Origin of the sequence: Streptomyces sp. NPDC007164 (genome assembly GCF_040634135.1) — a bacterium.
Classification (GTDB): Bacteria; Actinomycetota; Actinomycetes; order Streptomycetales; family Streptomycetaceae; genus Streptomyces; species Streptomyces sanglieri.
The window spans coordinates 1-12,575 of sequence record NZ_JBEYFB010000024.1 but is presented as its reverse complement, the minus strand read 5'-3'; the positions used below and the strand labels follow the sequence as shown (position 1 = coordinate 12,575).

The 12,575-nt window shown below is 68.8% G+C and carries 10 protein-coding genes and 1 pseudogene; 10 read left to right on the top strand and 1 reads right to left on the bottom strand.

Annotation, left to right across the window (positions count from 1 at the left end; genetic code table 11):
• Positions 1-3 precede the first annotated feature (3 nt).
• From ABZ622_RS26150 to ABZ622_RS26120, 7 genes are all read left to right on the top strand, one after another.
• Positions 4-870 (top strand): carbohydrate ABC transporter permease, encoded by an 867-nt coding sequence (locus tag ABZ622_RS26150; RefSeq protein ID WP_360547269.1) that lies wholly within the window; start codon positions 4-6, stop codon positions 868-870.
• Between the two features lie 191 nt (positions 871-1,061).
• A complete protein-coding gene (locus ABZ622_RS26145) occupies positions 1,062-2,261 on the top strand; it encodes an ROK family transcriptional regulator (RefSeq protein ID WP_360547107.1) in 1,200 nt (399 codons plus the stop codon).
• Between the two features lie 121 nt (positions 2,262-2,382).
• Positions 2,383-3,480, top strand: a complete 1,098-nt coding sequence (locus tag ABZ622_RS26140; protein ID WP_360547105.1) for a substrate-binding domain-containing protein — start codon at positions 2,383-2,385, stop codon at positions 3,478-3,480.
• A 394-nt stretch (positions 3,481-3,874) separates the two neighbouring features.
• The gene (locus ABZ622_RS26135) at positions 3,875-4,669 is read left to right on the top strand and encodes an ATP-binding cassette domain-containing protein (protein WP_360547267.1); all 795 of its coding nucleotides are present in this window, start codon (positions 3,875-3,877) and stop codon (positions 4,667-4,669) included.
• A 110-nt stretch (positions 4,670-4,779) separates the two neighbouring features.
• A complete protein-coding gene (locus ABZ622_RS26130; protein WP_360547265.1) occupies positions 4,780-6,009 on the top strand; it encodes a sugar ABC transporter permease in 1,230 nt (409 codons plus the stop codon).
• Between the two features lie 233 nt (positions 6,010-6,242).
• Complete coding sequence (gene dxs / locus ABZ622_RS26125) at positions 6,243-8,171, top strand: 1-deoxy-D-xylulose-5-phosphate synthase (protein ID WP_360547103.1); 1,929 nt, start codon at positions 6,243-6,245, stop codon at positions 8,169-8,171.
• 155 nt (positions 8,172-8,326) lie between these two features.
• Positions 8,327-9,841, top strand: a complete 1,515-nt coding sequence (locus tag ABZ622_RS26120) for an amino acid permease (RefSeq protein WP_360547101.1) — start codon at positions 8,327-8,329, stop codon at positions 9,839-9,841.
• A gap of 49 nt (positions 9,842-9,890) precedes the next feature.
• Here the strand turns inward: ABZ622_RS26120 and ABZ622_RS26115 are convergent, their stop codons facing one another.
• Complete coding sequence (locus ABZ622_RS26115) at positions 9,891-10,997, bottom strand: LCP family protein (protein WP_360547099.1); 1,107 nt, start codon at positions 10,995-10,997, stop codon at positions 9,891-9,893.
• A 181-nt stretch (positions 10,998-11,178) separates the two neighbouring features.
• Between ABZ622_RS26115 and galE the strand changes: the two genes are divergently transcribed.
• From galE to ABZ622_RS26100, 3 genes and pseudogenes are all read left to right on the top strand, one after another.
• Positions 11,179-12,189, top strand: a complete 1,011-nt coding sequence (gene galE / locus ABZ622_RS26110) for a UDP-glucose 4-epimerase GalE (protein WP_360547097.1) — start codon at positions 11,179-11,181, stop codon at positions 12,187-12,189.
• A 40-nt stretch (positions 12,190-12,229) separates the two neighbouring features.
• Positions 12,230-12,379: a hypothetical protein gene (locus ABZ622_RS26105; RefSeq protein ID WP_360547095.1), complete on the top strand. Its 150-nt coding sequence runs from the start codon at positions 12,230-12,232 to the stop codon at positions 12,377-12,379.
• A gap of 91 nt (positions 12,380-12,470) precedes the next feature.
• Positions 12,471-12,575, top strand: a pseudogene (locus tag ABZ622_RS26100) (transcriptional regulator); the annotation flags it as partial.

Genomic DNA, 12,575 nt, shown 5'->3' with positions numbered 1-12,575 from the left:
CCGGTGACCAAGGCGCCCGCGCCCGCCGCCAAGGAGAAGAGCGGCGAGGGCCAGGTCCTCAATGTGTTCTCGCACGGTGTGCTGATCATCTGGGCGATCCTGGTCGTCCTGCCGCTGCTCTGGGCGGTGATGGCGTCGTTCAAGACGGACGACTCGATCCTCTCGACGCCGTGGGCGCTGCCCGACAAGCTGCACTTCGAGAACTGGTCGCGCGCCTGGAGCCAGGCGCACATGAGCGACTACTTCTTCAACACCGTCGTGGTGGTGGGCTGCTCGCTCGTCGGCACCCTGCTGCTCGGCTCGATGGCGGCGTACGTACTGGCGCGGTTCGACTTCCCCGGCAACCGCTTCATCTACTACCTGTTCATCGGCGGGATGAGCTTCCCGATCATCCTGGCGCTGGTCCCGCTGTTCTTCGTCATGAACAACATGGACCTGCTGAACACGCGGCACGGACTGATCGCGGTCTACATCGCGTACTCGCTGCCGTTCACCGTCTTCTTCCTCACCTCGTTCTTCCGCACACTGCCGAGCTCGGTGGCGGAAGCCGCGATGCTCGACGGCGCCTCGCACACCCGGACGTTCTTCCAGGTGATGCTGCCGATGGCGAAGCCCGGCCTGATCAGCGTCGGTATCTTCAACTTCCTCGGGCAGTGGAACCAGTACATGCTGCCGACGGTGCTCAACACCGAGCCGAAGTACCGGGTGCTCTCCCAGGGACTCGTCGAACTGGCCACCAGCCAGGGGTACAAGGGCGACTGGTCCGGTCTCTTCGCCGGTCTGGTGATGGCGATGCTGCCGGTCCTCGCGGCCTACATCATCTTCCAGCGCCAGGTCGTCGCCGGGCTCACCGCAGGCGCGGTGAAGTAACGTCCCGGCACCGTCCCCGTACACCCGAACCGCCCGTCGGCCACACGCCGGCGGGCGGTTTCGCGCGTGCGCGGGGCCGTCCCACAGTGCTCATCCGAGGCTTCGCTTGCTCAAGGTCTTGACGGGGAGTGCCGCAAAACGCTCAGCTTAGAGTTCACATGTTAGAGAAAACGGTAGGAGTGAGAGAGTCGATGGAGACTCCGGGGTCGCAGACATCTCTGCATCGCGCCAACCTTGAGCGGGTCGTGCGAGCGGTACGCATGGCCGGTTCGCTCACCCAGGCGGAGATCGCACGGAGCACCGGCCTGTCAGCGGCCACCGTCTCCAACATCGTTCGTGAACTGAAGGATGGAGGCACGGTCGAGGTCACCCCCACCTCGGCGGGCGGCCGCCGGGCCCGCAGCGTCTCGCTCAGCGGTGACGCGGGCATCGTGATCGGCGTCGACTTCGGCCATACGCACCTGCGGGTGGCGGTCGGCAACCTCGCCCACCAGGTGCTCGCCGAGGAGGCCGAGCCGCTGGACGTCGACGCCTCGTCCGCGCAGGGGTTCGGACGGGCGGAACAGCTGGTCAGGCGGCTGATCGAGACGACCGGGATCGGTCCGGACAAGGTGATCGGGGTGGGCCTCGGTGTACCCGGCCCGATCGACGTGGAGTCCGGCACGCTGGGCTCCACGTCGATCCTGCCGGGCTGGACGGGCATCAACCCCAGCAAGGAGCTGGAGGGCCGGCTCGGTGTGCCGGTGTACGTCGACAACGACGCCAATCTCGGGGCGCTCGGCGAGCTGGTGTGGGGGAGCGGCCGGGGGGTCAAGGACCTCGCGTACATCAAGGTGGCCAGCGGGGTCGGCGCCGGTCTGGTGATCGACGGGCGCATCTACCGGGGTCCGGGCGGCACGGCCGGCGAGATCGGGCACATCACACTCGACGAATCGGGCCCGGTCTGCCGCTGCGGCAACCGCGGCTGCCTGGAGACCTTCACGGCCGCCCGGTACGTCCTGCCGCTGCTCCAGCCCAGCCACGGGCCCGATCTCACCATGGAACGGGTGGTCCAGCTGGCCCGCGAGGGCGATCCGGGCTGCCGCCGGGTGATCGGCGACGTCGGGCGGCACATCGGCAGCGGGGTGGCCAACCTCTGCAATCTGCTCAACCCCAGCCGGGTGGTCCTCGGCGGATCGCTCGCCGAGGCGGGCGAGTTGGTGCTCGCGCCGATCCGTGACTCGGTCTCGCGCTATGCCATTCCGAGCGCCGCCCGGCAGCTCTCGGTGCTGCCCGGCGCACTGGGCGGCCGGGCCGAGGTGCTGGGCGCCCTGGCCCTGGTGCTCAGCGAGATGGGTGATTCAACCCTTTTGGAAAGCACCCTGCCGAAAGCCACTCCTGCCTTCACTTAGATAACGAATGGCACCGTTGTCATCTCGTTAAGGATTTACTCCTTGACGCTGACGTTGCAGCCGAGTTGACTGCCAGCCACCTCGGCCGCAACGTTGCGGCCTCGTCAGGGAGGCAACCGAAATGAACGCAACGACGCGACGCATCGTCATAGGCACGGCCGCACTCTCCATGGCCGTCTCCCTCGCGGCGTGTGGCAAGGCCGGTGACGACAAGGACTCCGGCAGCGGCGGCGACGGCAAGACCATCGGCCTGCTCCTTCCGGAGAACAAGACCACGCGTTACGAGACGTTCGACCGCCCCATCATGGAGGCGAAGATCAAGGCGCTGTGCTCCGACTGCGAGGTCAAGTACAACAACGCCGCGCAGGACAGCGAGACCCAGAAGAAGCAGTTCGACGCGCTCGTCACGCAGGGTGTGAAGGTCATCATCCTGGACACCGTCGACTACAAGGCCGCGAAGTCCTGGGTCCAGCAGGCCGCGAAGAAGGACGTCAAGGTCGTCGCGTACGACCGGCTCGCCGAGGGCCCGATCTCCGCCTACGTGTCGTACGACAACGAGAAGATCGGCCAGCTCCAGGGCGAGGCGCTGGTCAAGGCGATGGGCGCCAAGGCCAAGGACAGCAACGTTGTCATGATCAACGGCTCGCCGACCGACCCGAACGCCCCCTTCTTCAAGCGGGGCGCGCACAGCGTCCTCGACAAGCAGGTCAAGAAGGTCGTCTACGAGCAGGACATCCCGGACTGGTCGGCGGACGAGGCCAACAAGAAGATGGGCGCGGCCATCGACTCCCTGGGCAAGGACGGCTTCCAGGGCGTCTACTCCGCCAACGACGGCATGGCCGGCGGCATCATCACGGCCCTGAAGAAGCAGGGCGTGAAGATTCCGGTCGGCGGTCAGGACTCCGAACTCGCCGGTCTGCAGCGCATCCTCGCGGGCGAGCAGTCCTTCTCGATCTACAAGCAGATCAAGCCGGAGGCGGAGACCACCGCCGAGATCGCCGTCCGGCTGCTCAAGGGCGAGAAGATCGACGACCTGGCACCGCTCAAGGTCGACAGCATCTCGGGCGAGTTCAAGGGCACCCCGTCCAAGCTGTACGACGCCTCCGTCGTGACCAAGGAGAACATCGCCTCCACGATCGTCGCCGACAAGGTCTACAAGGCCGAGGAGATCTGCACCGCCCAGTACAAGGCGGCCTGTGACGCCGCCGGCATCAAGTAAGCCACCGCCGGCCGGCGTCACCCCCGGTCCGGTCCGTCGCCCGCCCCGTCCAATGCCCCGCAAGCAGGGGCGGGCGCCGGACTTCTCACCGGTTCCGGACCGCCCACCGGTCCCGGGCCACTCAAAGGTCCCGGGGCTCTCAGCGGTCCCGACCTCATGCCGGTCCCGACCTCATGCCGGTTCCGGACCGATCGCCGGTCCCGACCTCATGCCGGTCCCGACCTCATGCCGGTTCCGGACCTTCCCATCGGCTCCGGTCCTCGGCGCGCGGCCGTCCCCGTCGACGGCGTTCGCCGGGACAGCCCCCCTGAGCCGTCCCGGCCCCGGTGGTCCGGCGACCGGCACTGCCCCTGTGCTCAGCAGCACCATCCCCGCCGGTCAGGCGGCGAAGGAGATGATTCACGTGTCCGCTACGCCCGTGCTGGCGTTGCGCGGAATCTCCAAGCGGTTCGGCGCCGTCCAGGCGCTCACCGATGTGGACCTGGAGATTCGTTCCGGCGAAGTGGTCGCCCTGGTCGGCGACAACGGCGCCGGCAAGTCGACCCTCGTCAAGACCATTTCGGGTGTCCACCCGATCGACGAAGGCGCCATCGAGTGGGAGGGCGCACCGGTCCGCATCAACCGGCCGAACGACGCCCAGGAGCTCGGAGTCGCCACCGTCTACCAGGACTTGGCGCTCTGCGACAACCTCGATGTGGTCGCCAACCTCTTCCTCGGCAACGAACTGCGCAAGGCCTCCGTCCTCGACGAGATCGGGATGGAGAAGCGCGCCAAGGAACTGCTCGACACGCTGTCCATCCGGATACCCAGCGTCCGCATCCCGGTCGCCTCGCTCTCCGGCGGTCAGCGCCAGGTCGTGGCGATCGCCCGCGCCCTGATCGGTGACCCCAAGGTCGTCATCCTCGACGAGCCGACCGCCGCCCTCGGTGTCGAGCAGACGGCCCAGGTCCTCGACCTTGTCGAGCGACTGCGCGAGCGCGGCCACGGCGTCATCCTCATCAGCCACAACATGGCCGACGTGCGCGCCGTCGCCGACAAGGTGGCGGTACTGCGGCTGGGCCGCAACAACGGAGTCTTCGACGTGGCGACCACGTCCCACGAGGAGATCATCTCCGCGATCACCGGTGCCACCGACAATGCCGTCACGCGCCGCCAGGCACGCACAGTCACGAAGGAGGACGCGAAGTGAGCGACCTCGCCAAGACCCCCGGGGCCTCCACCGAGAAGCCCGCCACCGAGAAGCCCGCCACCGAGAAGTCCGCCGCGGCGGTACCGGAGGCCGAGCCGTCGGCGGCCCCGCTGCCCGCGGTCGACCCGCGCCTGCTCGTCCGCGATGAGGGCTTCAAGGGCTACTGGTCCGAGTTCATCCGCAAGGTGCGCGGCGGCGAGCTCGGTTCCCTGCCGGTCCTGGTCGGCCTGATCGTCATCGCGGTCGTCTTCCAGTTCCAGAACAGCAACTTCCTCTCCGCCAGCTCCATCGCCAACGTCGCCGTCTACAGCTCCGGCCTCGGCATCATGGCGGTCGGCATCGTCTTCGTGCTGCTGCTCGGCGAGATCGACCTGTCGGTCGGTTCGGTCGCCGGTGTCGGTGCGGCCGTCTGGGCCGTGCTCAGCGTGAACCACGGCTGGAACGACTGGTCGGCGGTGCTCGTCGCAGTGCTCTCCGGCATGGTGCTCGGCGCGCTGCACGGCTTCTTCTTCGCCAAGATCGGGGTGCCGGCCTTCGTCGTCACCCTGGCCGGATTCCTCGGCTGGAGCGGTCTGCAGGAGTGGATGATGGGCGGTGAGGGCTCGATCAACACGCCGTCCGGCAGCATCGTCGAGAACCTCACCAACTACTTCTTCGAGGACAAGGCCGTCGCGTACGGTGTCGCCCTGGTCGCCGTCCTCGCCTACGCCGCCTCGCTCCTGATGGACAGCCGGCGCCGCAGGGCCGCGGGGCTGCCCGCCCGTCCCACCACCGAGGTCCTGCTCCGCACGGGCATCGTCGCGATCCTCTGCTTCGCCGTCGCGTACGTCCTGAACGAGCCCTCCGGCGCCCGCGGCCTGCCGCTGGCCCTGGTGATCTTCCTCGCCGTGCTGGTCGTCGCGGACTTCGTGGCCCGCCGGACCACCTTCGGCCGTCAGGTCTTCGCGGTCGGCGGCAACCCGGAGGCGGCACGCCGCGCCGGCATCAGCGTCGACCGGATCCGGATCATCGTCTTCGCGCTCTCCGGAATGCTGGGCGCCTTCGGCGGCCTGTTCATCGCCAGCCTCTCCGGCGGCGCCACCAAGAGCGTCGGCGGCGGCAACACCCTGATGCTGGTCATCGCGGCCGCCGTCATCGGCGGCACCAGCCTCTTCGGCGGCCGGGGCAAGGTCTGGTCCGCGCTGCTCGGCATGATCGTGATCCAGTCGATCCAGCAGGGCCTGAACATGATCGGGATGGCCAACGCCATCCAGTACATGATAACCGGCGCGGTGCTGCTGGCCGCCGTGGTCATCGACTCGGTTTCCCGCCGCACGCAGAAGACCGCGGGCCGCGCGTAGGAAGTACCGCGCGCAACCCTGGACATCACACCGCAATATCACACCGCAATATCACACCTGCACGGTCCAGTGCCCGGCGCCCCCGACGGGGTGCCGGGCACTGTCCGGTGCGGGGCACGAGGTGTGACAGCACTCTCCCTGTACTCTCCCCGCCCGATGCCCGCCACGGCGGACGGAACATTAGACTCATCGGATCGGCATGCTCGACCAGCTCAATACGCAAGGAGGCACGGGTGGCTCTGCTGACCCGCATCGGTGGACCGCGTGACCTGGACCGGCTCACTCCCGAGCAGCTGGACCAGCTCGCCGAAGAGATCCGGACCTTCCTGGTCGACGCCGTATCGAAGACCGGCGGCCACCTCGGCCCCAACCTGGGTGTGGTCGAGCTGACCATCGCCCTGCACCGGGTCTTCGAATCGCCGAAGGACAAGGTCCTCTGGGACACCGGCCACCAGAGCTATGTGCACAAGCTCCTCACCGGCAGGCAGGACTTCTCGAAGCTCAAGAGCAAGGGCGGCCTCTCCGGCTACCCCTCCCGTGCCGAGTCCGAGCACGACGTCATCGAGAACTCGCACGCCTCCACGGTCCTCGGCTGGGCCGACGGTCTCGCCAAGGCCAACCAGGTGCTGGGCAAGGACGACCACGTCGTCGCGGTCATCGGTGACGGCGCACTCACCGGCGGCATGGCCTGGGAGGCGCTGAACAACATCGCCGCCGCCAAGGACCGCCCGCTCGTCATCGTCGTCAACGACAACGAGCGCTCCTACGCGCCGACCATCGGCGGCCTCGCCAACCACCTCGCGACGCTGCGCACCACCGACGGCTACGAGCGTTTCCTGGCCCGCGGCAAGGACCTCTTGGAGCGCACCCCCGTCGTCGGGAAGCCGCTGTACGAGACGCTGCACGGCGCCAAGAAGGGGCTGAAGGACTTCATCGCCCCGCAGGGCATGTTCGAGGACCTCGGCCTGAAGTACGTCGGCCCGATCGACGGCCACGACATCGAGGCCCTGGAGTCCGCGCTCCAGCGCGCCAAGCGCTTCGGCGGACCCGTCATCGTGCACTGCCTCACCGAGAAGGGCCGCGGCTACACCCCCGCCCTGCTCGACGAGGCGGACCGCTTCCACGCCGTCGGCAAGATCCACCCCGACACCGGCCTCCCGGTCGCCACCTCCGGCCTCGACTGGACCTCCGTCTTCGGCGAGGAGATGGTCAAGCTCGGCAAGGAGCGCGAGGACATCGTCGCGATCACCGCGGCCATGCTCCAGCCGGTCGGCCTGACCAAGTTCGAGAAGGCGTTCCCGGACCGGATCTACGACGTCGGCATCGCCGAGCAGCACGGCGCGGTCTCCGCCGCCGGCCTCGCCACCGGCGGACTGCACCCCGTCTTCGCGGTGTACGCCACCTTCCTCAACCGCGCCTTCGACCAGGTCCTGATGGACGTCGCGCTGCACAAGTGCGGTGTGACCTTCGTCCTGGACCGTGCCGGAGTCACCGGCACCGACGGCGCCTCGCACAACGGCATGTGGGACATGTCGATCCTGCAGTGCGTGCCCACCCTCCGGATCGCCGCCCCGCGCGACGCCGACCAGGTCCGCGCCCAGCTCCGCGAGGCCGTCGACGTCGACGACGCACCGACCGTTGTCCGCTTCTCCAAGGGCGCGGTCGGCCCGGCGGTCAAGGCCGTCGGCAGGGTCGGTGGCATGGACGTGCTGCGCGAGCCCGGCACCACCCGTCCGGACGTACTGCTGGTCTCCGTCGGCGCGCTCGCCCCGATGTGCCTGGAGATCGCCGACCTGCTGGAGGCCCAGGGCATCTCGACGACCGTCGTCGACCCCCGCTGGGTCAAGCCGGTCGACGAGGCCATGGCCCCGCTCGCCGAGCAGCACCGGGTCGTCGTCACCGTCGAGGACAACAGCCGGGCCGGCGGCGTCGGCTCCGCCGTGGCCCAGGCACTGCGCGACGCCGGGGTCGACGTACCGCTGCGCGACTTCGGCATCCCGCCGCGCTTCCTCGACCACGCCTCCCGCAAGGAGGTCATGGCCGAGATCGGGCTGACCGCGCCGGACATCGCCCGCCAGGTCACCGGCCTGGTCGCCAAGCTGGACGGCCGCTTCGAGAGCGGCGCCGACAGCCGCTCCCTGATCGAGCCCGCCCGCGACTGACGCGAGCGGACACCGGTACGGCCGATGGGCCGGTCGGGTCACCCTGTACGGGTGGTCCGACCGGCCCATTCGCGTGAAATCGCCCGGTGCCGAGCGGTGTGCCGCCGGTGCGGTCCCAATCATGGCGTACACGACGAGTGCGTGGAGGTACGCCGGTGACTGCCCAGCAGGACACACCACCCAGCAGTGAAGGACTGTTCCGGACCAAGACGGTCGAGCAGTCCATCCGCGACACCGAGGAGCCGGAGCACGCGCTGCGGAAGTCACTCTCCGCCCTGGACCTCACGGTCTTCGGAGTGGGTGTCATCATCGGCACCGGCATCTTCGTCCTCACCGGCAAGGTGGCCAAGGAGACGGCGGGGCCCGCCACCGCACTCGCCTTCGTCGTCGCCGGTGTCGTCTGCGCGCTGGCGGCGCTCTGCTACGCCGAGTTCGCCTCCACCGTCCCGGTCGCCGGCTCCGCCTACACGTTCTCGTACGCCTCGCTCGGCGAACTGGTCGCCTGGATCATCGGCTGGGACCTGGTGCTGGAATTCGCGCTGGGCACAGCGGTGGTGGCGGTCGGCTGGTCCGGCTACGTCCGCTCACTGATGGACAACTTCGGCGGGAGCATGCCCGACGCGCTCTCCGGAACGGACGTGGCAAAAGGATTCGGCTTCGACATCCTGGCCTTCGCCCTGGTGCTGGTCCTGACCGTGGTGCTGGTGCTCGGCATGAAGCTGTCCGCCCGGGTCACCACCGTCGTCGTCGCCATCAAGCTCGTGGTGGTCCTGATCGTGATCATCGCGGGGCTGTTCTTCGTGAAGGCCGCCAACTACTCGCCGTTCATCCCCGAGGCACAGCCGCAGACCTCGGGTTCCGGGCTGACCGCACCGCTGGTCCAGCTGATGTTCGGTTACGCACCGACCAACTTCGGCGTCATGGGCGTCTTCACCGCCGCGTCCGTCGTCTTCTTCGCCTTCATCGGCTTCGACGTGGTGGCCACCGCCGCCGAGGAGACCAAGCTTCCGCAACGTGACATGCCACGTGGCATCCTGGCTTCGCTCTTCATCTGCACCATGCTCTACGTCGCCGTGTCACTGGTGGTCACGGGCATGGAGCACTACACCGAACTGTCGGTGGAGGCCCCGCTGGCGGACGCCTTCAAGGCCGTCGGCCATCCCGTCTACGCCGGGCTGATCAGCTTCGGTGCCGCGATCGGCCTCACCACGGTCTGTCTGATCCTGCTGCTGGGACAGACCCGGGTCTTCTTCGCGATGAGCCGCGACGGGCTGCTCCCGAGGTTCTTCTCCAAGACCCACCCGAAGTTCGGCACCCCGTACCGCCCGACCATCCTGCTCGGCGTGATCATCGCGATCGTCGCGGGATTCACCAGCATCAACGAACTGGCGACGCTGGTGAACATCGGCACGCTCTTCGCGTTCGTCGTCGTGGCCCTGGGTGTGATGGTGCTGCGCCGCACCCGCCCCGACCTCCACCGCGCCTTCCGTACCCCGTGGGTACCACTGATCCCCCTCCTTTCGGTGGCCGCGTCGGTGTGGCTGATGCTCAATCTGCCTGCGGAGACCTGGCTGCGGTTCGGCATCTGGATGGTCATCGGCGTGGTCGTCTACTTCGTCTACGGACGCGGGCACAGCCGGATCAACGACCCTGTAGGCCGCCGGTCGTAGCCAGGCCGGTGCGCGACGGGGTGTAGGGCGCACCGGCCGTCCCCCGTCGTCAGCCGCCGGTGGCGGGGGACTTCTTCGCGGACTCCGGGATCGCGCCGTCCTCGCGGATGGCCTTCCAGAGATCGCCGGCCTGCGGCTCGGCCGCCACCACCCGATTGCGGTCCCGAGTGTCGTACGCCACCGGAAGCATGATCGTTTCCATGTTGCCCGGGTCCACGCCGTTCATCGAACGCCCGAACTCCGCGAGGGACTTGAGCGAGGCGAGCCCCGCGTCGGTGGTCAGCGACCTGGTGGCCGAGCCGGCGATCCGGTACGACCTGGCCGGACTGCTCAGCAGGTTCTGCGACTTGATCTCGCTCAGCAGGGCGAGCAGGAACTGCTGCTGGAGCCCGATCCGGCCGAGGTCGCTGCCGTCCCCGATGCCGTGGCGCGTACGGACGTAGGCGAGGGACTCGGTGCCGTCGAGCCTGTGCCGGCCCTTGGTGAGGTCGAGGCCGGAGGCCCTGTCGTGGATGTCCTGCGGGACATCCACGGTGACGCCCCCGATGGCGTCCACCAGATCCTTGAACCCGGCGAAGTTGATCTCCAGGTAGTGGTCGATCCGGACCCCGGACAGCTTCTCGACAGTCTTGACCACACAGGCCGGACCGACCTGCGAGTAGACGGAGTTGAACATCACGCGGTTCGCCGACGGCACCGTCGAGCCGTCCGCCCCGGTGCACTCGGGCCGGGTGACCAGGGTGTCGCGGGGTATGGAGACGGCGACCGCCCTGGAGCGGCCCTCGGGAATGTGCACCACCATCGCGGTGTCGGACCGGGCGCCGCTGACGTCACCGCCGCCGCCCAGCTCCTTGTTCTCGGCACCGGCCCGCGAGTCGGAACCGAGCACCAGCAGGTTCTGGCCGCTGGTCGGCAGCTTCTCGGGGCGGTCCTCACCGAGCGCCTTGTCGATGTCCACGCCCCGGATGTTCCCGTCGAGCCGGCTGTAGAGCCAGTAGACGGTGCCACCGCCGGCGAGCAGCAGGACGAGCAGGACGCCGAGGGTGATCCTGAGGCCGCGGCGGCGCTTGCGAGGACCTTCCCGCCGCCTCCGTCCGCCGCTGCGGGAGGCCGGACGATCCTCGTGGGTGCCCTGTGACATGCCGTCGTGGCTCATCGTGGTCGAGACCTCAAATCTCGTGGCCCGAGGCGGGCCGTGGAGCGCGTGGGACTCGGGTGGGAGGTGTGGCCGGTCCGTGCGTGCATGGCTGAGCGTGCACTGTAGAACAGAGGATCGTGCGAATGGATGTTTTGGCCCCAGGAATCATGATCTGTGCGGCTCGAATTACTATTCGTTCATGACTTGGTTGATCACGGGCGGGGCGGGATTCATCGGGGCGCATGTCGTCCGCGCCATGCGCGAGGCCGGCGAATCGGTCGCCGTGTACGACGACCTCTCCACGGGCGACCGCTCGCGCCTGCCCGCGGACGTCCCGTTCATCCAGGGCTCGACGCTCGACGCGGACCGCCTGCGGCACGCCTTCACGGAGTTCCCGGTGCGTGGGGTGGTCCACCTCGCCGCGAAGAAGCAGGTGGCGGAGTCCGTCGAGCGCCCGCTGTTCTACTACCGGGAGAACGTGCAGGGCCTGCAGACCCTGCTGGAGGCCGCCGCCGACAACGCAGTGCGGGCGTTCCTCTTCTCGTCGTCGGCGGCCGTCTACGGCATGCCCGACGTACCGCTCGTCACGGAATCGACCCCCTGCGCCCCGATCAACCCCTACGGCGAGACCAAGCTGACGGGCGAGTGGATGGTGCGCGCCGCCGGGAAGGCGCACGGCATCGCCACCGCCTCGATGCGGTACTTCAACGTGGCCGGCGCATCCGCCCCGGCCCTCGCGGACACGGGCGTCTTCAACCTGGTGCCCATGGTCTTCGAGAAGCTGACGCAGGGGGCGGCCCCGGTGGTCTTCGGCGACGACTACGACACCGCGGACGGCACCTGCGTACGCGACTTCATCCACGTCGACGACATCGCCTCGGCACATCTCGCCGCGGCGCGAGCCCTCCTCCACCGGGAGCCGGGCACCGACCTGACCGTCAACATCGGCCGGGGCGAGGGCGTCTCGGTGCGCGAGATGATCGAACTGATCGGTGAGGTGACGGGGTACGGGGCCGAGGCGGCCCCGGTCTCGGCACCGCGCAGGGCGGGCGACCCGGCCAGGGTGGTCGCCTCGGCCGACCGGATCCGTGCCGAGCTGGGCTGGTCCGCCCGGCACGACGCCCGCGAGATGGTCGTCTCCGCGTGGGAGGGCTGGTGCCTCGGGCACCCCGCGGCGCGCCGTCCGAATGGTGCCGCCGGCTCTGCCTGAGCACGCCATGGCTTGTTCATGATGTCTCGCTCCAGCGCCCGTGGAGGCGGACGGCGCACTGCTCCTCGACGGCCGGGGCCCGGACGGCGCGGGTGCCGCACTGCGGGAAGCGGCGGCGCTCCCGGGCGACCTGGGAGCGCCGGTGCGGGAGCGGGCGGCGGCCGATGCGCCGGTCGTCGTGGAGCGCTGACGGGTGTGCGGCAGCCGTGCCGGTACGGGAGCGAGAATGGACGTGTTCGCCACAGCACCAGCACGCCGACCGGAGAAGGGGTGAGCGAGCGGTGAAGCCCGCGGTTCCGCTGTACCAGGCCAAGGCCGAGTTCTTCCGGATGCTCGGGCACCCGGTACGCATCCGGGTGCTGGAACTCCTCCAGGACGGTCCGATG